Origin of the sequence: Neisseria perflava (assembly GCF_002863305.2) — a bacterium.
Lineage (GTDB): Bacteria > Pseudomonadota > Gammaproteobacteria > Burkholderiales > Neisseriaceae > Neisseria > Neisseria perflava_A.
On the sequence record NZ_CP136962.1, the window covers coordinates 1,599,612 to 1,620,646 of the forward strand.

Annotated in this window: 18 protein-coding genes; 4 read left to right on the plus strand and 14 right to left on the minus strand. The window is 51.3% G+C overall.

The features are described from left to right. Positions 1–102: 102 nt before the first annotated feature. The 6 genes from CYJ98_RS07410 to CYJ98_RS07435 all read right to left on the minus strand — a co-directional run bounded on the left by CYJ98_RS07410 (position 103) and on the right by CYJ98_RS07435 (position 9,260). A complete protein-coding gene (locus CYJ98_RS07410) occupies positions 103–855 on the minus strand; it encodes a class I SAM-dependent methyltransferase (RefSeq protein WP_101756095.1) in 753 nt (250 codons plus the stop codon). Positions 856–903: 48 nt separating this feature from the next. Further along, the gene (locus CYJ98_RS07415; RefSeq protein WP_101755999.1) at positions 904–2,532 is read right to left on the minus strand and encodes a sigma-54-dependent transcriptional regulator; all 1,629 of its coding nucleotides are present in this window, start codon (positions 2,530–2,532) and stop codon (positions 904–906) included. Beyond that, positions 2,525–4,111, minus strand: coding sequence for a two-component system sensor histidine kinase NtrB (locus tag CYJ98_RS07420; protein WP_101756000.1), 1,587 nt, complete (start codon positions 4,109–4,111; stop codon positions 2,525–2,527). Before CYJ98_RS07420 ends, CYJ98_RS07415 begins: the two co-directional genes overlap by 8 nt. Positions 4,112–4,181: 70 nt before the next feature. Continuing rightward, complete coding sequence (gene parC, locus CYJ98_RS07425) at positions 4,182–6,485, minus strand: DNA topoisomerase IV subunit A (RefSeq protein ID WP_101756001.1); 2,304 nt, start codon at positions 6,483–6,485, stop codon at positions 4,182–4,184. Between the two features lie 208 nt (positions 6,486–6,693). Continuing rightward, positions 6,694–8,016, minus strand: coding sequence for an MFS transporter (locus CYJ98_RS07430; RefSeq protein ID WP_101756002.1), 1,323 nt, complete (start codon positions 8,014–8,016; stop codon positions 6,694–6,696). Between the two features lie 200 nt (positions 8,017–8,216). After that, positions 8,217–9,260: a LacI family DNA-binding transcriptional regulator gene (locus tag CYJ98_RS07435; RefSeq protein WP_101756003.1), complete on the minus strand. Its 1,044-nt coding sequence runs from the start codon at positions 9,258–9,260 to the stop codon at positions 8,217–8,219. Between the two features lie 251 nt (positions 9,261–9,511). On the opposite strand from CYJ98_RS07435, the gene pgi reads away from it, so the two are divergent. Together pgi and CYJ98_RS07445 are read left to right on the plus strand one after the other, a co-directional pair. After that, entirely contained in the window at positions 9,512–11,152 is a 1,641-nt protein-coding gene (gene pgi, locus CYJ98_RS07440) for a glucose-6-phosphate isomerase (protein ID WP_101756004.1), read from the plus strand. A gap of 205 nt (positions 11,153–11,357) precedes the next feature. Further along, entirely contained in the window at positions 11,358–12,635 is a 1,278-nt protein-coding gene (locus tag CYJ98_RS07445) for an AmpG family muropeptide MFS transporter (RefSeq protein WP_244169023.1), read from the plus strand. 74 nt (positions 12,636–12,709) lie between these two features. Here the strand turns inward: CYJ98_RS07445 and hpf are convergent, their stop codons facing one another. The 8 genes from hpf to CYJ98_RS07485 all read right to left on the minus strand — a co-directional run bounded on the left by hpf (position 12,710) and on the right by CYJ98_RS07485 (position 18,722). Continuing rightward, entirely contained in the window at positions 12,710–13,024 is a 315-nt protein-coding gene (gene hpf, locus CYJ98_RS07450) for a ribosome hibernation-promoting factor, HPF/YfiA family (protein WP_003748344.1), read from the minus strand. Positions 13,025–13,073: 49 nt separating this feature from the next. After that, entirely contained in the window at positions 13,074–14,429 is a 1,356-nt protein-coding gene (gene rpoN / locus CYJ98_RS07455) for an RNA polymerase factor sigma-54 (RefSeq protein ID WP_101756006.1), read from the minus strand. A gap of 158 nt (positions 14,430–14,587) precedes the next feature. Further along, positions 14,588–15,223 (minus strand): energy transducer TonB, encoded by a 636-nt coding sequence (locus CYJ98_RS07460; protein ID WP_101756007.1) that lies wholly within the window; start codon positions 15,221–15,223, stop codon positions 14,588–14,590. 27 nt (positions 15,224–15,250) lie between these two features. Next, positions 15,251–15,985, minus strand: a complete 735-nt coding sequence (lptB, locus tag CYJ98_RS07465) for an LPS export ABC transporter ATP-binding protein (RefSeq protein ID WP_003679854.1) — start codon at positions 15,983–15,985, stop codon at positions 15,251–15,253. Positions 15,986–16,055: 70 nt separating this feature from the next. After that, positions 16,056–16,586: a lipopolysaccharide transport periplasmic protein LptA gene (gene lptA, locus CYJ98_RS07470; protein ID WP_049328829.1), complete on the minus strand. Its 531-nt coding sequence runs from the start codon at positions 16,584–16,586 to the stop codon at positions 16,056–16,058. Continuing rightward, positions 16,567–17,148: an LPS export ABC transporter periplasmic protein LptC gene (gene lptC, locus CYJ98_RS07475; RefSeq protein WP_003686789.1), complete on the minus strand. Its 582-nt coding sequence runs from the start codon at positions 17,146–17,148 to the stop codon at positions 16,567–16,569. The genes lptA and lptC overlap by 20 nt, the downstream gene beginning before the upstream one ends. Next, positions 17,145–17,681, minus strand: coding sequence for a KdsC family phosphatase (locus tag CYJ98_RS07480; RefSeq protein ID WP_101756008.1), 537 nt, complete (start codon positions 17,679–17,681; stop codon positions 17,145–17,147). Before CYJ98_RS07480 ends, lptC begins: the two co-directional genes overlap by 4 nt. 66 nt (positions 17,682–17,747) lie before the next feature. Beyond that, the gene (locus CYJ98_RS07485; protein WP_063076105.1) at positions 17,748–18,722 is read right to left on the minus strand and encodes a KpsF/GutQ family sugar-phosphate isomerase; all 975 of its coding nucleotides are present in this window, start codon (positions 18,720–18,722) and stop codon (positions 17,748–17,750) included. A gap of 134 nt (positions 18,723–18,856) precedes the next feature. Here CYJ98_RS07485 and tal point away from each other — a divergent pair, with 134 nt between their 5' ends. Together tal and gluQRS are read left to right on the plus strand one after the other, a co-directional pair. Then, positions 18,857–19,912, plus strand: a complete 1,056-nt coding sequence (tal, locus tag CYJ98_RS07490; RefSeq protein ID WP_101756009.1) for a transaldolase — start codon at positions 18,857–18,859, stop codon at positions 19,910–19,912. Between the two features lie 154 nt (positions 19,913–20,066). After that, positions 20,067–20,954 (plus strand): tRNA glutamyl-Q(34) synthetase GluQRS, encoded by an 888-nt coding sequence (gene gluQRS, locus CYJ98_RS07495; RefSeq protein ID WP_101756096.1) that lies wholly within the window; start codon positions 20,067–20,069, stop codon positions 20,952–20,954. Positions 20,955–21,035 lie beyond the last annotated feature (81 nt).

Sequence of the window (21,035 nt, forward strand, 5' to 3'; positions counted from 1 at the left end):
GATAGTTTGCTCCAATGAAGTTTGGGAAAAGGTATTTATAGCACACTTTGCCACCGCGCTGATAACGTCGGCGGTTTCTTTTGATATGTTGCAAGTTTGCTTCTAATCTTCAGACGGCCTTGTCGGAAGGTAAACATCAAACCGCGTGCTTTTGCCGGTGTATTGATAAGCAGGTTTGCGCCCGTCGAGAAACTCACCCAAGCGCGGACGTTTGACGACAATGCGTTTTTTGGCGGTATTCAATGCTGCGTCCAATAACTCGGCTTCGTCTTGTGCCGAGCCGACCAAGTCGTGAAAGTAAGCCATTTCTTTTTTCACAGCGGCGGTTTTGCGACGCTCCGGATACATCGGGTCGAGGTACACCACATCGGGCCTGCCGTTTTGAGTAGCCAATTTCTGCATCAAATCAACGGAATTGCCGAAATGCAAAATAATGCGTTGGGCAATCTCCCGTGTCTCTTCACTTTGCCCCGCCCTATTGAGGCCGTCTGAAAGTAGACAGGCAACCGCAGGATTTTGTTCAAAAGTGTGTACATTCAAACCCAACGAGGCAAGCACGAAGCTGTCGCGTCCCAGTCCGCCGGTAGCGTCCCAGACAGTCGGTTGCGCAGTGTGGTTGACGGCTTTGGCAATCAACTCGCCGCCGCCTTTAGTGCGCCGGTAATGGGCGGCACCGCCATCAAAATCAACGCGGACACAGCCTTTTTCACCGGCGCGGCACAAACTGATGCCGCTTTCGTCAGCGATAAGGAAACTGCCTTCTTCAGGCTGCCGGTCGATAACGGTCAGCCCGAAAGGCGCGGCAATGCTGCGAAGTTCGACAGATGCGGTTTCGTCAAAATAAATCTTGTACATGATGCCCATGTTTCAGACGGCCTTGAAAACTCAGGCCGTCTGAACGTTTTAATTGATGTCCAAGCGTTCCATGCGGTAGCGCATAGAGCGGAAGCTGATGCCCAAAAGTTTGGCGGCTTGGGTACGGTTGTAACGGGTTTGCTGCAAAGCCTGCTCGATGATACTGCGCTCCACTTGGTCAAGGTAATCCTGTATCTGCATGGTACGCGGATCAAACGGTGGAATGGGGCTGTGATTGAGCGTAGTTTCGCGCGTGTCAGGTTCAGCAATATCATCAAAAGAGAAGCCGCTGCGTTCAGCCTTAACCTGTGGGGTATTTTGAATCTGCAAATCATCCACTTGTATCACTTGGCCGACCGTCAGTGCGACGGCGCGTTCGAGGATATTCTCCAACTCGCGGAAGTTGCCGGGATAGCTGTAATGCAACAGGGCTTCTTGGGCTTTCGGGCTGAGTTTGTAGGTTTGATTGCCGTGACGGTGTTTATACAGCAGATACAAAATCAGCGCGCCCAAGTCTTCGCGCATTTCGCGCAAAGGCGGCATGTGCAGGGAGACAACGTTGAGGCGGTAATACAAGTCCTGACGGAATGCGCCGCTTTCAACCAAAGCTTCGAGGTTTTTGTGGGTCGCACAAATAATGCGCACATCCACAGGAGTTTCCCGCGCATCGCCGATACGGCGCACGGCTTTTTCTTGAATGGCGCGCAGAAGTTTGACCTGCATGGCAAGCGGCAAATCGGCAACTTCGTCAAGGAACAAAGTGCCGCCGTCAGCGTGTTGGAAAAAACCTAAACGGTCTTGATCCGCGCCGGTAAAGCTGCCTTTTTTATAACCGAAAAATTCGCTTTCCATCAGGTTTTCAGGAATGGCACCGCAGTTGACGGCAATAAACGGTTTGTCGGCGCGGTCGGACAGCTCATGAATTGTGCGCGCCGCCTGCTCTTTACCCGTACCGGACTCGCCGGAGATATAAACGGGAACAAGGCTGCGGGCCAATCTGCGAATCAGGTGGCGTACTTCGACCATTTGCGGCGAAGTACCCAACAGGCGCGGCATATCGTCCTCGCCTTCCAATATAGGTGCATCTTGTTGCAGAGCAGGATTGATGCTGCCGGCTGAAAAACGCTCTTTTAAGGAATTGAGCCCTTCCGGAACAGTCAAAGGCCGGTTAAATTCGCTCTGTACGCTCTTAGGAGGCGTAACGACAGGCTTGGCCGGCTGAGGTTCGGGTTTATACAGGGCGGCAGAAACAGGCGCAGGCTGTGATTTGACTTTTTCAGACGGCGTGGGTTCGGCAGTATTATCGGAAACCGATACTGCCGATTTAACCAATGAACGCAACTGAGACAGCGTAATCGGTTTTTGCAAATAATCAAACGCCCCTGCTTTCAAAGCTTCAACGGCTTGGTCGGCATTGCCGAAAGCCGTAATCACGGCGACAGGCGTGTCGAGCATCAGTTCATCAATGTATTGGACAACCTCGAGACCCGAGCCGTCTGGCATACGCATATCGGTCAACACCAGCGAATAATCGTTGTTGTCCAGCTTGTCTTTGGCTTCTTCAACACCAGCCGCAGTATCGACGCGCAGACCCATTTTCATCAGGGTCATTTCCATTAGGTCGCGGATGTCTGCCTCGTCATCGACAACCAAAACCGGCTCTTGCAATTTATTCATCCTGCGCTTGCTCCTTCGGTAAAATCAGTTCAAACCCGTTCATTTCAGGGTGATAATGCAGCTGCCCCATATTGGCGTGTGCCAACTCGCGGGCGACGTAAAGCCCCAAGCCGGTGCCTTGTTTTTCGGTGGTGTAAAACGGCTCAAACAGATGATTTCGTACATCGGGCGGCACGCCTTTGCCGTTGTCCGCCACTACGATAGAAATGTGCATCCTGCCGCTAGAGCGGATAAGGACGGTAATGGCGTTTTCGTCCTGACGGCTGTGTCGCCAAGCATTGTTGCACAAGTTCCACATCACTTGCTGCAAGTGCATGGGGTCAACCAATACGGTCAGGTTGTTGCCGTCCATATTCATGCGCAGACAGCCGATGGCATCGGGATTGTTCAAGGTAAATTCCTGCTTGAACTCCAACCAGAATTTCATCAGGTTAATCGGCTGGCGGCTGATGTTGTCTCGTTTGTTAAGCAGGGATACGTCTTCCAACATCTTGTCGATACGTTGGATATTGCTGTCGATGATGTTGTAGAGCTTGGCCTTGAGCGGATCTGCCTCGTCGCCCTCTTGCAACAAATCGCTGGCATGACGGATGGCGGACATCGGGTTACGGATTTCGTGGGCAAGGTTGGCAGTCAACTGTCCGAGCGAAGTCAGCTTGGTGGACATGGCCTCCGCAGCCACTTCACGCAATGAGCGGACGTATAACATCAGCAGCTCGGTTTGCTCCTGAATCAGCGGAACGGCACGGACGTGCATGGCGTGTTGGAAAATATGGATATCGGTTTCAAAAGGTTTGTCGGGTTGACGCTGCCAGCGTGCCACCAGTTCGCCAAACACGATTTCCTGCTGATCGATAATCAAGCTGGGGAAATAGATTTTTGCCTGTTTGTTAAACAGCCACACGCGTTGGGTCGCATCAATCACCACAACCGCTTCCTGCACGCGGTTCAAAACCAAATGGTTCAAGCCGCTGATACGGCGGTAAGCCAGTTGATGGCGGCTGGCGGACTCCGTGGCCTGCTCCAGATAACGGGCGGCAAACGATGTCAGCATCGCCACCAGATAGCCTGCGCCGATCAGCATCAAAGAATTCAACATTGATTTCGCGTCCCAATTAAACGAATCGAAACGCATACTGCCGTCTAAAAACAGGTTCAAAATAAACAACATTGCCGTATAACCTGCATACAGCATGGGATAATGTCCATAACTGAGCAGACACGAGGTTGCAACAAACGGCAAAACCAAAATCCCGAAACCGGAAGCAGTACCGCCGGAGATATACACCAAAACCATCATCATGGTGATGTCGACCACGGCACTGGCATTGGGCAAATCCAAAGACTGCCACTGCCAGCCCGGGCGGAACACAGAGAGCATAATTAGGAAGAAATACAGCGTTACCCAGATATAAAACTCAATGTCCGGCAACGAAACACCAATCAGGTTGCCGCCCGTGTAGCTGCCGAAAGCGTGCAAAACCAAAAGCGGTAAGACGATGGCTATTCGGGCAATGTTGATTACACCGGGAATCCGCTCCCTCAGATTACCCAGTTCTTGAAGATTGGCTCTGTTCATAAGTGAACCTTTTTTTATTATCATGCAATGTCGTATAAATTTAATTTATTTAGATATATTTGTTTTTGTTTCAGGACAAACTTTTCAGACGGCCTGATATTTCCAATACCTTCCCTTTTTTGCCGCGCTTGCCGTCAATGTCGCAAATGCGCAATTTTTCCTGATGTGCGGCGCCGCGCTTGCCGACGGTTTCAACGATAAATTCCGCAGCCGTGGTCACGAGGACGTGTTCCAAAGACGCGCCGTCGGTCAGCGACATCAACTGCAAACCGCGTCCTTTAGGCATGACTTTAAGTTCGCCGATGGAAAACGCCAAGAGACGGTGGTCGCTGCTGGCCAGTACGACTTTGCAGTCGGGATTGATGAGCGAGGAGGCATAGACGGCAACCGGCGGCAGGACGGTTTCGCCGCTATCCACGGTCATGACCACTTTACCCGCTTTCACGCGTCCGACCATATCGGCCAACTTGGTAATGAAGCCGTAGCCGCCGCTGCCTGAGAGCAGGTAATGTTGTTCGGGCTGGCCGGTGAGCATGGCGACGGGTTTCGCGCCGTTTTGCAACTCGATTAACGATGAAACCGGTACACCGTCGCCGCGTCCGCCGGGGATTTCGGCGGCATCGAGCGTGTAGGTTCTGCCCAATGAATCCAAGATGACGACAGGCAAAACGGTGCGGCCTTCAAGGGTTTGTTTGAGGCGGTCGCCTTCTTTGAACGCGGTCTGGCTCAAATCAAGGTTGTGTCCGGCACGGCTGCGTATCCAGCCTTTTTCCGACAGAATCAGGGTGATCGGCTCATCGGCGGTGGTCTGCGTCAGCACGGCGCGTCCGGCTTCTTCCACCAGCGTGCGGCGCACATCACCAAACTGCTTCATGTCCGCCTGCATCTCTTTGATGATCAGCTTGCGTTTTTCATTTTCGTCGCCCAAAAGGATATTCAGACAGCCTTGTTCTTCTCGCAATTCGTTCAATTCTTTTTCGAGTTTGAACCCTTCCAAACGCGCCAACTGGCGCAGGCGGATTTCCAAAATGTCTTCCGCTTGGATTTCGGTCAGCCCGAACGCCGCCATCAAATCAGCTTTCGGGTCGTCTGATTCGCGGATGACTTTAATCACTTCATCAATGTGCAGAAAGACTTTCAGACGGCCTTCGAGGATGTGCAGCCGTTTTTCCACTTGGTTCAAACGGAATTTCAGACGACGTGTTACGGTCACGACGCGGAAATCCAGCCATTCCTGCAAAATCGTTTTCAGGTTCTTCTGCGCAGGGCGGTTGTCCAAACCCATCATCACCAAGTTCATGGACACATTGCCTTCCAGCGAAGTCTGCGCCATCAGCGTGTTGATGAATGTATCGGTATCAATGCGGCTGGATTTCGGCTCGAACACCAGTCGCACGGGATGCTCGCCGTCGGACTCGTCGCGTACGCGGTCGATTAAATCCAGCATCAGTTTTTTGGTGTTGAGCTGGTCTTGGTTGAGCTGCTTTTTGCCTGCTTTCGGTTTCGGGTTGGTTTGCTCTTCGATTTCGGCAAGGATTTTGGCAGAATTGGCGTTCGGCGGCAGCTCGGTCACAATCACGCGCCATTGTCCGCGTGCCAATTTCTCGATTTCATAACGTGCACGCACGCGCACGCTGCCCTTGCCGGTTTCGTAAATTCGGCGCAATTCGTCCGCCGGCGTGATGATTTGACCGCCGCCGGCAAAATCGGGAGCGGGGATGTATTGCATCAGGTCGACGGTTTCCAGCGTCGGTTTTTTTAACAGCGCAATCGCCGCCTGCGTGACTTCGTTTAAATTGTGTGACGGAATTTCGGTCGCCATGCCCACTGCAATACCCGACGCGCCGTTGAGCAACACCATAGGCAGGCGGGCGGGCAGGTGCAGCGGTTCATCAAACGCGCCGTCGTAGTTCGGCACGAAATCCACCGTCCCCTGATTGATTTCGGACAACAGCAATTCCGCAATAGGCGTCAGCCGCGCTTCGGTGTAACGCATCGCCGCCGCTCCGTCGCCGTCGCGCGAACCAAAGTTGCCGATGCCGTCGATTAAGGGATAGCGCAAGGTAAAATCCTGCGCCATGCGAACCATCGCCTCATAGGCAGAACTGTCGCCGTGCGGGTGGTATTTACCCAAAATCTCACCAACCACGCGCGCCGATTTCACCGGCTTCGCGCCCGCCGTCAAACCCATATCGCGCATGGCAAACAAAATACGTCGTTGTACAGGCTTCTGGCCGTCTGAAACTTCAGGCAGCGCGCGACCTTTGACCACGCTCATGGCGTATTCGAGATAGGCGCGTTCGGCGTATTGACCTAACAGCAAGTAGTCTTCGCCGATAGGAGATGGGCTTGGAGCGGAAATGTGTTCTGTCATCAGGATGGTAAAACGAAATAAATTAAAGAAGGATATTGTAAAGCAAAATCGGTAGTCATAGCCAATTTGAGTGATAAACGGTAGTGCAGCGACAATAAGACTTTCCTAATCAGCTCAGCAAATGGAATCCGTTTCGACAAAAAAGGCCGTCTGAAACCCTTTCATGTTTCAGACGGCCTTTTCATTTTGGTTTTAAATCAAAACTTCGTTATTCTGCAGTAGCCGGTTTGGCCGCAGTTTTAATGGTTAAGGTCAACGCGGCGGCGATGGCGAGGAAAACACCGGCAAAAGTCATCGCGTTGGTAGGGTTTGAACCCAAGAAGGTTTTGTACACCCAGCCGAAAGATACGGTTTCAATCAGCATTGGAATCACAATCATCATGTTCACAATACCCATGTACACGCCGTAACGTTCTTTCGGAATAGAACCGACCACAATCATAAACGGCACGCCCATCATACTTGCCCAGCCGACACCGAAACCAATCATCGGCGCAAACATCAGATATTTGTTGCCGATGTGCGGAATGGTGAGCAAGGCCAGCGCGGCAAGGGTAACAGCAAAGGCGTGAACATATTTGGCGGCGTATTTGCGCGCCATCCACATCAGGCCGAAGGCGGAGATAAAGGTTACAACGTTGTAAAAACCGTTTACCAGGCCGGTCCATGCAACCGCTTGGCTATACGCTTCGGTATTTTCAACGGTCGAATCCCAGACGGATTGGACGATACTGTGGGAAATATATTGCCAGTAGATAAAGAGCGCGTACCATTGGAAGAGATACACCAAGGCCAGTTGCCACAGGGCAGTCGGCATTTCGCGCACGGCAACGACAATATCTTTAACAGCATGGGCCGGACCGCTCGGCTGGGCTTTAATGGCCGCCATTTCTTCAGGGCTGGGCTCGCGTTCGGCCGTTGATAAAACGGTAACCAAAACCGAACCGATGGAGCAGACCGCACCAATATAAAACGAACCGAATACCCAATACGGAATGCCCGCTTCGGAGGTTTGTTGCAACCAGCCGATTTGTTGGAAGATGTAGAGGGAAACGTTGGCCAGGGTAATGCCCAAGCCGGTAAACACAGACTGCATCAAGAAACCGGTGGATTGTTGATGTTCAGGAACGGTATCAGCAATAAAGGCACGGAAAGGTTCCATTGCAGTATTGTTACTGATGTCCAAGAGCCACAGCAGCAATACGGCCACCCACAAGGCGGTAACGTGCGGATAAATAAAGAGGCAGAGGCTGCAACCGATGGCGCCGATCAAGAAGTACGGACGGCGGCGGCCCAATCCAGGCACCCAAGTGCGGTCACTCATCGCACCAATCATCGGCTGCACCAGCAAACCAGTAATCGGGCCTGCCATATTCAAAATCGGCAACTGGCTCGGATCGGCATGAAGAAAGCTGAAAATCGGATTAATCGCAGTTTGCTGCAACCCGAAGCTATATTGAATACCGAAGAAACCGAAGTTCATCAGCATAATCTGGCGAAGTGTCATCGCCACTTGTGGGGAGATTTTCATAGGAAGGCTACTCCTGGGTAATAAACTATGGAAACAACAAACTCCAATTTCAGCGGTATGACGCTTTTATTGTATTTGGGCTGCCCTTTTTACTGAGGCAACTCCGTTTTCAGACGGCCTTTATTTTGGCCGTTTACATGAATCTTATTTTGATGTGTGTTTATGTTGTTTAAAGCTTATTATTTTCAGGCCGTCTGAAACTATTTATTAATCACAGACTGACGCCAGATGGTTTCCCCAACGACCTTGACTGTCTGAACCGCACAGGTCAGATGTTCGATGTATTGGAACAGCAAATCCGCCGCCATCGCGCCCATACGCAGATACGGCAGTTCAGTACTGGTCAACGGCGGAAACAGCGTCTCCGCAATCGCGCTGTGGTTATCATATCCGGCAACAGAGACTTGCTCGGGAACCCGCACGCCGCGCGTCCTCAAAATCCCGTACACGCGCACTGCCATTTCATCGTTACCGCAGCAAATTACCGTCGGCGGAAGCGGCAAAGACAGCAGCTTCAAAATAGCCGAAATCAAAGACCCGCTGTCGTTACTGAAGTCAGGATAACCAGTTTGCACCAAATCAGGATCGAAGACAATATCCGCATCAGCCAAAGCACGGCGGTATCCGGCCAATCTCAATCTCGTCGCTTCCACGCCCGGCTGCAAAGTCACATAAGCAATCCGTTTGTGTCCGCTTTGAATAATTCGGCGCACCAAGCCATACTGCCCTGCTTCGTCGTCCGGCAAAACCGACGGCGTACCTGCCAAATCAAAACAGTTGACCAACACCATCGGGCAACGGTTGGGCACTTCCGGCAGCAATACTTCCTGATGGAAACCTGCCACATATAAAATCCCCTCGGCACGATGTTCCATAAAGGTACGGATCAGCGGCTCCATCTGACCGGGCTGCCCCGGCTTGTTGTCGATGTCGGCAATCATCAAAATCTTGCCTTGTGCGCGAATCTGCTGCTGAATGCCCTTAATCAAGAACATATCCGGTATGCCGTGTCCGCCCGTATTCTCGCCTGTCCGCGAAATGGCGCCGGTAATCAGACCGACCAATCCGGAACGGTGTGAGCGCATAATCCTTGCCGCAGAAGACGGGATATAGCCCAAAGCAGCAATCGCTGTTTCTACTTTGGAACGGGTTTTATCACTGACCGGCGCATCGCCGTTAATCACCCGGCTGACCGTCTTGGGAGATACCCCGGCATAAGCAGCGACATCATAAATTGTAGCCATCTTACGGACCCGCCCCGACAAGATTTCAATAATGTTACATAGGATAACACAGCAGACATCGGTGTCATACCCCCTTTTTTACAGAAACTTGATGATAATCAACCATTTCTATTGCATTTTGCATACATTTCTTAAGCAAAACCAACCCTACCACCTCCCAAAAGTTGTGCAAATTTGTTAAACTACAAACAACTATAAAAAGCAGAAAATAGATACCCTGCTTGTTTACCGTTACATACTAAGGAAACAAGATGTCCGCATACTCAGACGCATGGCAGGCCTTGGAAGCCCATCATGCCGATACTCAACGTGTCACCCTGCGCGAACGCTTCGACGCAGATGCCGAACGTTTCAACAATATGCACGAAATTCTGCATGGTTTGTTATTTGATTACAGCAAAAACTGCCTAGATGAAAACACCCTTGATTTATTGTGCCAACTGGCCGAAGCGGCCGATTTGCCACAATATATGCAGGCCATGAGCAACGGTGAAAAAATCAACACCAGCGAACACCGCGCCGTCCTCCACACTGCCCTGCGCCTGCCTGCCAATGCCAAACCTGTTTACGTTGACGGCGAAAACATCGTGCCCAATGTTCATCATGAACTCAACCGCACCCTCGAATTCGCACGCCAACTCCTAGACGGCACCCACGCAGGCATTACCGGCAAACCGATTACCGACTTGGTTCACATCGGTATCGGCGGCTCCGATTTAGGCCCGCGCATGGCCACACAGGCTCTACAACCCTATTGGCAAAACATCCGCGTCCACTTTGTCAGCAACTCCGATGATGCCGATCTGACCCAAACCCTTCTCGGCCTCAACCCCGAAACCACCATATTCAGCATTGCCAGCAAATCGTTCCGCACACCGGAAACCCTGCTCAATGCCTATGCGGCGCGTACTTGGTACCGCGATGCAGGTTTGCCTGATTCCGGCATCTACCGCCACTTCTGCGCCATTTCCGCCGATGTGGCCGCAGCCCAAAACTTCGGTATCTCCCCCGACAAAGTCTTCGCCATGTCCGACTGGGTCGGCGGCCGCTATTCCGTCTGGTCGCCCATCGGCCTGCCGCTGATGGTTGCCGTCGGCGAAAAAGCATTCCGCAAAATGCTGACCGGCGCACACGCGATGGACACCCATTTCTTCGAAACACCATTCCGTCGCAACATTCCCGTCCTGATGGCGCTCATCAATGTTTGGTACAACAACTTCCAACATTCAGACGGCCAAACCGTTGTCCCATACAGCCACAACATGCGCCTCTTTACCCCGTGGCTCAACCAGCTCGATATGGAAAGCCTCGGCAAACAGCGTACTTCAGACGGCCAACCCGTTTCCTGCACCACCGGCGGCATTGTCTTCGGCGATGAAGGCGTCAACTGCCAACATGCCTACTTCCAGCTTCTGCACCAAGGCACGCGTCTGATTCCCGTCGATTTCATCGTCCCCATGACCACAATCTACGGCAACCATCGCCAACACCGCTTTACCGTTGCCAATGCCTTCGCCCAAGCCGAAGCGCTGATGAAAGGCAAGACCTTAGACGAAGTGCAAATCGAATTGGCCGCCCTGCCCCAAGAAGAACGCGACCGCCTTGCACCGCAAAAAGAATTCCCGGGCAACCGCCCGAGCAACAGTCTGCTCATCGACAGCCTGACGCCTTTCAACCTCGGCATGCTGATGGCCGCTTACGAACACCGCACCTTCGTACAGGGTGTGATTTGGCGTATCAACCCCTTCGACCAATGGGGCGTAGAATACGGTAAAGAACTGGCCAAAACCATCGAACCCGAACTCGAACGCGGCACACCGGCACACGACAGCTCCACCAACGGTCTGATTGCCTTCTACCGCAACTGCAACGCAGCATCGAAGGCCGTCTGAAAATAAAATATCCGTAAGACAAGCACTCTGCCTGTCTTACGGACATTTCAAAACCTGATCGGCTTGTTCCAACAAAAGGCTGTCTGAAACTTAATTTGCTAAAGTTTCAGACGGCCTCTCATTATTCGATAAAGATAACAGAAGTTCATTCGCCATATCCCCCATCTTTGCTACAATATCCCTTTTCTTTTTTATTGATTTCACTATGACAACCGCACCCCAATCCGGCACTTGGCGCAAGATTTTCTCGCGCAGTATGCTGATTTGTATCTTTACAGGCTTCACTTCGGGGCTGCCGCTTTATTTCTTGATCAACCTGATTCCAGCATGGTTGCGCAGTGAACACGTCGAGTTGAAAACCATCGGCCTGATGGCACTTATCGGGCTGCCTTTTACTTGGAAATTTATCTGGTCTCCCGTCATTGATTTGGTCAGATTACCTTTTTTAGGACGGCGGCGCGGCTGGATGCTGGTTACGCAAATTGGTTTGCTGCTGACCTTGCTCATTTACGCCTTCCTAAATCCTGCTCAGCATTTATATGTAATTATGGGCTTATCGTTGGTGGTCGCCTTTTTTTCTGCCAGCCAAGATATTGTATTGGATGCTTTTCGTCGCGAAATTTTGTCAGATGAAGAATTAGGCTTAGGCAACTCTATCCACGTCAACGCCTACCGTATCGCCGCTTTGGTACCCGGCTCGCTCAGCTTGATTTTGGCCGACTTGATGCCTTGGCACAATGTATTCATCATCACGGCGCTGTTTATGTTACCCGGCCTGCTGATGACTTTGTTCTTAGCCAAAGAACCCGATATTCCACCATCTGTGTCGCGTACATTTGCCCAAACAGTCTCTGACCCTTTCAGTGAGTTTTTCTCCCGCAAAGGCATCAAACAAGCTGTATTGGTGTTGCTGTTTATCTTCCTCTACAAACTGGGCGACAGTATGGCGACTTCTCTGGCAACGCCGTTTTATTTGGACATGGGCTTCAGCAAAACCGACATCGGCCTGATTGCCAAAAATGCCGGTTTATGGCCTGCTGTCATTGCCGGTATTGTAGGCGGCATTTGGATGTTGAAACTCGGTATCAACAGGGCTTTGTGGGTTTTCGGTATAGCCCAATGGGTAACGATTCTAGGCTTTGCCTGGCTGGCGGGTTTCGGTAAATTTGAAACCATTACCCTGACGGAACAAATGATGCTTGCGGCCGTGATTGGTGCAGAAGCAGCAGGCGTAGGTCTGGGTACAGCGGCGTTTGTTGCCTATATGGCTCGTGAAACCAATCCTGCATTTACGGCCACACAATTAGCCCTCTTTACCAGCCTGTCAGCCGTTCCACGTACATTTATCAATGCTTCGGCAGGCTATCTGATTGAAGCGATGGGTTACTTTAATTTCTACTGGCTGTGTTTCGCTTTGGGCATACCGGGCATGTTGTTGCTGTTTAAAGTGGCACCATGGAATGGCGAAAAAGTGAGTAACTAGATTGCCAGTCTAAAACATATAGCAAAACAAAAGGCCGTCTGAATGGTTCAGACGGCCTTTATCATACAAACATTTTATTCTGCTTCAGGTTTGACAGTGCTGCGGACATCGCCGCTTTTTTCTTTATGTTTCAAAACAGCGCGGTCGAGTTTGTCCATCAAAACATCAATCGCAGCGTACATATCCTGTTCAATCGCTTCAACGTGCAAATCTTTGCCTGCCAGATGGACATCGGCTTCGGCTTTTTGGCTGACTTTTTCCACCGAGAGCGTGATGGTCACGGAAATGATGTTGTCGGCGTGGCGGCTGATTCGTGCCAACTTGTCGGAAACGTAGTTTTTGATGGCTTCGGTAACATCAAAATTCAGACCGGTGATTTTCAGATTCATGATACAGCTCCTTCGGTTGGTTAGTCCGTCAAAACGGATCGGAATATATCTACTCGGTAAATTTTCGTTTGTGTGCCGGCGGGATGTCTAATGATTCTCTATATTTAGCCACTGTACGTCTGGCGATTTCAATGCCGCGTTGTTTTAATAATTTGACGAGGGCCTCGTCCGAATAAGGTTTGCTGCTGTCTTCACTTTCAATCAGCTGGCTCAAGACAGCTTTGATTGCGCCTTGGCTGAACCCTTCGCCCTCATCGTCGGCATTGACTGCCTGTGTGAAGAAATAGCGTAACGCAAACAGGCCGCGCGGGCAAGACAAATATTTCTGGTTGGCGGCGCGCGAAATGGTGCTTTCCGCCAAACCCAATTCGGCAGCGGCATCTTTCATCAGCATGGGCGACAGGCCGATTTCGCCGAAGATGAAAAAATCTTCCTGATTTTTGACAATATACTCGGCAAGGCGGAGGACTGTGCTTTTGCGCAGTTCCAAAGAATCAATGCGCTGTTTGGCTTCGCTGATTTTTTCCTTCCACTCCGGCGCACCCTCTTCCGCCGATTTCATCAGGTCGCAATATTCCTGATTGAGCTGCAGCTTCGGCCAGGCCGCTTCGTTGCTGATGACTTCCCAGCCGTCCTTGCCCTCTTTCACCCAAACGTCAGGCTGAATATAAGGCGTGGGGGTGGCAGAAGCGAAGCCGTAAGCCGGATAAGGATTCAAGCCGGCAATCATATCGAGTGCGGCTTCTATGGTTTCACTGTCGGCCTGGGGATAAAGTTTGCGGAAACGCAGAACGTTTTGTTTGCGGTTTTTGCCCAAATCTTGAAGCGAACTTTGCACCAAATGCGCGGCCATTTGTCTAGCCGGAGAAGCCGGCAAACGCATTAATTGCAGCATGAGCGACTCGGTCAAGTCGGCCGCAGCCACGCCGGGCGGATCAAAGGTTTGCAATACATCCAGCGCATTTTGCAGGGCTTCTTCGTCCAGCATCCATTCCAACGGCGTGTGGTCGATGATTTCTTCGAGGCTGTCGGTGAGGTAGCCTTGTTCGTCCAAAAAATCAATCAAGACGTGAACATAGGCCGCTTCCACTTGCGAGAGCGGATGCTCGCACACTTGGGCATGCAGATAGTGTTTGAAATCCTCTTCTTCGGCGATGTTGCTCCAAATATCTTCGGCATCGTCGCCGCTCAACTGCTGACCTGCGCGCGGCATGGTTACCGCACGGTTGAGTCCGCTATCGGCAAACTCATCGGTTTCCGGACGCTCAAGCAGAGGATTGTCTGACAACCAGTCTTCCACTTCGCGCTCAAGCTCAAGACCCGACATCTGCAAGATGCGCAAAGACTGCTGCAGCCGCTGGTTGAGCTGCTGGGTCTGTTTGAGTTTAAGGACGAGTGAAGACATAATGTTTGATAGTAAATGTGCTTTATGGATTTCAGACAGCCTGTATCTGATGGGCCGTCTGAAAATATCGGATATATTGTTTATATATTGGATGATTATTTCAATATATTATTCTTTTATCAACCGATAAATGAATTATTCGACAGTAGAGATATTTTCTAATTTAAAATAAACGCAATACGTCGAGTAAAAAACATGGTAACAGGCTTCCCGTGATAGGTAGCGGGTTGAAATTTTGTCTGCAAAACCGCTTTTCGTCCTGCAGCATCTAAACGCGAGTATCCACTGCTCTTTTTTACCCATACGAATGCTTTGCCATCTATATTGATAAAGACATTTAATACCACAGTCCCTTCCTCACCATTCTCTGTAGAAAGCTCTGGATAAGGTGGGGGAGCAACTTGGACAGGTTTCGTCTTTATCTCTTCTTTGAATCCATTTGGCACAGTATAAAAGAATCTGAATTTTTTAAGGCTTTCCAGTGTCTTACAATCCGTTTGTTGGGTTTTCTGATTATAAGTACACTCTTTATAAGGCTCGACTTGTTTTGGCAAACCTACTTCTTGAGCAAGTTTCAACAATTCCAGCGCATCCACTTCCCAATGGAGGCTTTTTCCCAATTTACCCTCTTTATCCACGATAGCTGTCGCCGTTACGATACCGGTTATCGGCTTGCCATTTTTATCTATCACGCCTTGGCGCACACCCATATTCTGCAATGGCAGTTCTGGCATTGCATGCACGGCAGTAGCTGCCAAAACGGCAAAGGAAGACAAAAAAATTCGTTTCAACACAGATACACCTTTTCAGACGGCCTAAACTCAATATTTGAAGTTTTCACCCAAATAAACCGAACGGACTTGTTCATTGTTGACCAAATCATCCGGCTTGCCTGAAGCCAATACCGTACCATCACTGATGATGTAGGCACGGTCGCAGATGCTGAGGGTTTCGCGCACGTTGTGGTCGGTAATCAATACGCCGATACCGCGTGATTTGAGGAACTCGATGATTTTCTGAATATCGATGACGGCAATCGGGTCAACGCCGGCAAAAGGTTCGTCCAACAAAATGAAACGCGGCTGCATGGCCAACACGCGCGCGATTTCGACACGGCGGCGTTCGCCACCGGACAAAGACGGCGCAGGGTTGTTGCGCAGGCGTTCAATGTTCAAATCGGCCAACAGTTTTTCAAGTTCGGCATCAATGCGGCTTTTGTCTTTCATGCTGATTTCCAAAATGGCGCGGATATTTTGTTCCACGGTCATTTTGCGGAAAATCGAGGCCTCCTGCGGCAGATAGCCGACGCCGAGGCGGGCGCGTTCGTGAATGGGCAGGTGGCGCAACTCTTGGCCGTCCAGCATCACGCTGCCTGCATCGGCGGCAATCAGGCCGACAATCATGTAAAAGCTGGTGGTCTTACCCGCGCCGTTGGGACCGAGCAGGCCGATGACTTCGCCGCTTTCGATTTCAAGGGAGAAGCTTTTGACGACTTGGCGTTTTTTGAAACTTTTTTGCAGGTTTTGAACCACAAGACGGCTGTTGTTTGCGCTCATATTCTGTTGACTTTCGATATTGACCTCAGGCCGTCTGAACCTTTTTCAGACGGCCTTTTTGTGTGTTTTCTTATTTGTTTTTCTGCGTGCTGGACGGCTGGATGACCACGCTGACGCGGCCGGATTTGGCGGCGGATTTCACACCGGATTTGGCGCTGCCGTTGATGGTATAAACCTCGGTTTTGGTGTTGTAAGTGATGACTGCACCTTCGGCCACATCGCCGCCGCGCTGTACTTTGGCATTGCCGGTCAGGGTAACCAGACTAGCTGCGGAAGAATACGTTACAGTATTAGCTTGGCCGTTGACCACGCCTTTGCCGCCGTCCAACTCTTGGCTGAATTTGACGGGCGAGCCGGTGGCTTTCATCAACTGCTCGCTTTTGTCGTTGCGCGAAACGGTCACGCTGCCGGCACGAATATTGAGCGTGCCTTGTTTGATGATGACGTTGCCGGAAAAGGTGGTGCTTTGGTTGTTTTGGTCAAGCGAGCCTTGGTCGGCTTCGATTTGAATCGGCTGCTTGCTGTCGCTTTGCAGGGCAAAGGCCGGGCTGGCGGCAAAAACGGCAACAAGGGCTAAGGTTTTACAAATTTTTTGTATCATAAATTGTGGCTTTCACTTTGGAAGGGAAATTCAGCAAACCGGTTTTGTGGTCATAAGTCATGCCGTTTGCCTGACCGCCGGACTGTCCGTATTGGAAAGTAACGGGACTGTCGGTATGGGCGTATTGCGCTTCGGTATCGACATTCAAACGTTCGGTTTTGACGATGCCAGCCAAACGCTTGGCATCTGCCGCTTTGTTTAAGACAACATTCTGTTCAAAAACGACTTTTTTGTTTTGAATATTGTACGCGGCCTTGTCGCTGCCGACTTCGTACAACAGGCTGCCGTCGCGGTAAAACGAAAGATGCGGTTTGTCCAAATGCACATCCGCGCTATTCGGATATTGAACGGCATCGACCGCGCTCAGATTTTCTTTCAGACGGCCTTCTTGGTCAAAACGTTTGCCGTTGATGCCTTTCATCGAATATTGCGGCTCATTCGGATTGAGGACGACTTCTTCGACTTGTACTTCGCTGATGCGGCCGAGCCACGCCGCCAATGCGCCGAGTGAAACGGCCAACACCAGCGGAAAGGCGATTCCGTAACGCCATCTGATTTTCATCGTACATACTCTTTCAAAGCAGGTTCAAGCGTACCTTGCGCCTGCATAATCAAATCGCACACTTCACGCACCGCACCTGCGCCGCCGGAACGTTGGGTTACATAATGGGCGTATTGCAACGTAAACCAATGCGCTTCGGGGACGGCGACCGCCAATCCGCAACGTACCATCACGGGCAAATCGACAACATCGTCGCCGACAAAGGCGCACTCATGCTCCTCCACACCGGCCTGTTCGCGTAATTGGGCATAGGCGGCACGTTTGTCGTGAATGCCTTTGAAGTAATAGTTGATACCGAGCTGCTTCACGCGGATACCGACGGAAGGCGCATCGCGGCCGGTAATAATTGCAGTTTGCACACCGCCGGCCTGAAGCATTTTCAAACCGTGTCCGTCCAAAGTGTGGAACGATTTGATTTCTTCGCCGTTGTCACGGATAAAAATGCGGCCGTCGGTCAAAACGCCGTCTACATCCAGTATCAGCAGTTTGATACCTAAAGCGCGTTGTTGCAGGTCGGAAGAGAGGTTTTGCATAAGGTTTCCTTATTTCAGACGGCCTATTCTAGCATAAGGCCGTCTGAAAACGTTTTTGCCGTCAATTCAGACAATTCGTGCCATCAATAAATCATGCATGTTCAAAGCACCAATCAGCACGCCGTTTTCTTCGACCACCAGCAAACCGTTCACATGGCCGCTTTGCATGGCTTTCAAAGCTTCGGTGGCAAGGCGGTCGGCGGAAATGGTTTTCGGCGAAGCGTGCATGATGTCGTCCACTTTTAAACCGGCAAAGCTGTCGCGTTCTTGAAACAGACGGCGCAAATCGCCATCGGTAAATACGCCTTTCAGACGGCCTTCGGCATCGGTTACCGCCAACATGCCCAAGCCTTTTTCACTCATGCGGACAATGGCTTCTTTCAACGGCGTACCCAACAAAACGGCAGGCAGGGCTTCGTCTTTGTGCATAATATCCGCCACGCGCAGCAGCAGTCGTTTGCCCAAGCTGCCGGCCGGATGGCTTAAAGCAAAATCATCCGGCGTAAACGCACGCGCCTGCAGCAATACCACCGCCAGCGCATCGCCCAATGCCATCACGGCGGTCGTACTGGAAGTCGGTGCAAGGCCGAGAGGACAGGCTTCTTTGGAAACCGCCGCGGTAATATGGATATCGGCATGGCGCGCCATGGTCGAAGTCGGATGGGCAGTGATACAAATAAGCGTGATGTTTTTGCGTTTCAACGCCGGAATAATTGCTGCAATTTCATCGCTTTCGCCGGAATTGGAAATGGCAACCACGACATCGTGGTCCACAATCATGCCCAAATCGCCGTGCGCCGCTTCGGCAGGATGGACGAAAAACGCAGGCGTGCCGGTGGAAGCCATGGTTGCCGCCATTTTGCGGCCGATGTGTCCGGACTTGCCCATACCGGTAATGACGACCCTGCCCTTACAGTGCAACAATGCTTCCGCCGCACGGACAAAATCATGATCCAAAGCCGCCGCAATTTCACGCAAACCTTCGGCTTCCGTATCCAATACATCGCGCGCCCAGTCGAGATAAAGTGTGTTTTCCGCCATCAAAGCCACCTTTCGTGCTTGAATTTAGGTTTGTTTTGCCCAAATTAATCGGCTGTAAACTGTTCAAATTCATCGAATCGGCGTAGCATTACCGCCACTTCACAAACAAACCTATTATGTAAAAGGAATCAGAGATGACTATTTTATCGGACGTTAAAGCATTAGGACAACAAATCTGGTTGGACAATCTCTCCCGTTCGCTGGTACAAAGCGGCGAATTGGCAGAAATGCTGAAGCAAGGTGTATGTGGCGTAACTTCCAATCCTGCCATTTTCCAAAAAGCCTTTGCAGGCGATGCCCTGTACGCCGATGAAGTAGCCGCGCTTAAACAGCAAGACCTTACCCCGAAACAACGCTACGAAACCATGGCGGTTGCCGACGTACAAGCCGCCTGCGACGTATGTCTTGCCGAACACGAATCTACCGGCGGCAAAACCGGCTTCGTCAGCCTCGAAGTTTCGCCTGAATTATCCAAAGACGCACAAGGCACGATTGAAGAAGCGCGCCGCCTGCACGCTGCCATCGGCCGTAAAAATGCCATGATTAAAGTACCGGCAACCGACGAAGGTATCGAAGCGCTTGAAACCCTTGTTTCAGACGGCATCAGCGTCAATCTGACCCTGCTCTTCTCCCGCACCCAAACCCTCAAAGCCTATGCGGCCTACGCGCGCGGCATTGCCAAACGTTTGGAAGCAGGACTCGACGTTTCCCATATCCAAGTTGTCGCCAGCTTCTTTATTTCCCGTGTTGATGCCGCATTGGACGCCACCCTGCCTGAACACCTCAAAGGCAAAGTCGCCATTGCGCTGGCCAAAGCCGCTTATCAAGATTGGGCGCAATATTTCGGCAGCAGCGAATTTGCCGCACTTGCCGAAAAAGGTGCCAACCGCGTACAACTTCTGTGGGCATCTACCGGCGTGAAAAACCCTGCCTATCCTGACACTTTGTACGTTGACAGCCTGATTGGCGCCCATACCGTCAACACCGTTCCCGATGCCACACTCAAAGCCTTTATCGACCACGGCACCGCCAAAGCCACTTTGACCGAAGGTGTGGACGAAGCCCAAGCGCAGCTTGCCGAAACCGCAAAACTTGGCATCGATGTCGAAACTTTGGCAACTCGTTTGCAGGAAGACGGTTTGAAACAATTTGAAGACGCTTTCGCCAAACTACTGGCTCCCTTGGCTTAAGCGGATTAAACGGACGGCCGAGAAACTTAAATCATTTTGACAAGTCTCAGGCCGTCTGAAACCCAAATTCGGGCGTGTACGGCACGCCCTTTTCTATCACGATTTAAATACCGTGCAGGCCATACTGCCCCTGCCCTACAAAAACCACCCTGCCATGTATATAGGACGTTTCGCCCCCAGCCCTACCGGCCTGCTTCATATCGGCTCCCTACTGACCGCCGTCGCCTCCTATGCCGATGCGCGCGCTCATCAGGGCAAATGGCTGGTCCGCATTGAAGACCTTGACCCCCCGCGAGAAATGCCCGGCGCCGCTGCCGACATTTTGCGCACGCTTGAAGCTTTTGGCTTTGAGTGGGACGGCGAAGTCGCCTATCAAAGCCGCCGTTACGACCTATATCAAGACACCCTCGACCGCCTCAAAGCAGCCGGGCTGGTGTATCCCTGCTATTGCAGCCGCAAAGACTGGCAGGCTGCGGCAACACATGGCGCAGACGGATTTGTATATAACGGCCGTTGCCGCAATCCTCAGCAAAGACCCGACACGCAAAACAAAACGCCGGCATGGCGTATTCAAGTTCCCGATCGCGTGATCAGTTTTTCAGACGGCATTGTCGGACATTACGCACAAAACCTGGCACACGATATCGGCGATTTCGTCCTGCTTCGTGCCGACGGCTATTGGGCATATCAGCTTGCCGTGGTTGCCGACGACGCCGACCAAGGCATAACGCATATTGTCCGCGGTCAAGATTTGCTCGTTTCCACGCCGCGCCAAATCTATCTGCAACAATGCCTCGGCGTTCCCACACCGGCCTACGCCCACCTTCCCCTATTGACCAACAGCCAAGGGCAAAAATGGTCGAAACAAACCCTTGCCCCGGCTTTGGATTTGAATCAAAAAGAACAACTCCTACGCCAAGTCCTAACCTATCTCAACCTACCCGATGCACCTGCTGTGAACCGTCCTCAAGAATTGCTCGATTGGGCGGTGGCACACTGGCAAATGGACAAAATCCCAAAATCGTCCATTATCACAGACTGAATTAGCACGATTACAACAAAATTACTCTAGGTATTACAATATTTCATAAAATTATGTAAGTAATCTTCCGATTCATCCCAA

What these genes read in the sequence shown, in the direction of transcription:
- CYJ98_RS07410 (WP_101756095.1), bottom strand. Translation starts at nt 855, where the DNA reads ATGTACAAGATTTATTTTGACGAAACCGCATCTGTCGAACTTCGCAGC.
- hpf (WP_003748344.1), bottom strand. Translation starts at nt 13,024, where the DNA reads ATGAATCTGAAAATCACCGGTCTGAATTTTGATGTTACCGAAGCCATC.
- CYJ98_RS07415 (WP_101755999.1), bottom strand. Translation starts at nt 2,532, where the DNA reads ATGAATAAATTGCAAGAGCCGGTTTTGGTTGTCGATGACGAGGCAGAC.
- tal (WP_101756009.1), top strand. Translation starts at nt 18,857, where the DNA reads ATGACTATTTTATCGGACGTTAAAGCATTAGGACAACAAATCTGGTTG.
- CYJ98_RS07485 (WP_063076105.1), bottom strand. Translation starts at nt 18,722, where the DNA reads ATGGCGGAAAACACACTTTATCTCGACTGGGCGCGCGATGTATTGGAT.
- pgi (WP_101756004.1), top strand. Translation starts at nt 9,512, where the DNA reads ATGTCCGCATACTCAGACGCATGGCAGGCCTTGGAAGCCCATCATGCC.
- rpoN (WP_101756006.1), bottom strand. Translation starts at nt 14,429, where the DNA reads ATGTCTTCACTCGTCCTTAAACTCAAACAGACCCAGCAGCTCAACCAG.
- CYJ98_RS07435 (WP_101756003.1), bottom strand. Translation starts at nt 9,260, where the DNA reads ATGGCTACAATTTATGATGTCGCTGCTTATGCCGGGGTATCTCCCAAG.
- lptB (WP_003679854.1), bottom strand. Translation starts at nt 15,985, where the DNA reads ATGAGCGCAAACAACAGCCGTCTTGTGGTTCAAAACCTGCAAAAAAGT.
- CYJ98_RS07445 (WP_244169023.1), top strand. Translation starts at nt 11,358, where the DNA reads ATGACAACCGCACCCCAATCCGGCACTTGGCGCAAGATTTTCTCGCGC.
- CYJ98_RS07420 (WP_101756000.1), bottom strand. Translation starts at nt 4,111, where the DNA reads ATGAACAGAGCCAATCTTCAAGAACTGGGTAATCTGAGGGAGCGGATT.
- CYJ98_RS07480 (WP_101756008.1), bottom strand. Translation starts at nt 17,681, where the DNA reads ATGCAAAACCTCTCTTCCGACCTGCAACAACGCGCTTTAGGTATCAAA.
- gluQRS (WP_101756096.1), top strand. Translation starts at nt 20,067, where the DNA reads ATGTATATAGGACGTTTCGCCCCCAGCCCTACCGGCCTGCTTCATATC.
- parC (WP_101756001.1), bottom strand. Translation starts at nt 6,485, where the DNA reads ATGACAGAACACATTTCCGCTCCAAGCCCATCTCCTATCGGCGAAGAC.
- CYJ98_RS07430 (WP_101756002.1), bottom strand. Translation starts at nt 8,016, where the DNA reads ATGAAAATCTCCCCACAAGTGGCGATGACACTTCGCCAGATTATGCTG.
- lptC (WP_003686789.1), bottom strand. Translation starts at nt 17,148, where the DNA reads ATGAAAATCAGATGGCGTTACGGAATCGCCTTTCCGCTGGTGTTGGCC.
- lptA (WP_049328829.1), bottom strand. Translation starts at nt 16,586, where the DNA reads ATGATACAAAAAATTTGTAAAACCTTAGCCCTTGTTGCCGTTTTTGCC.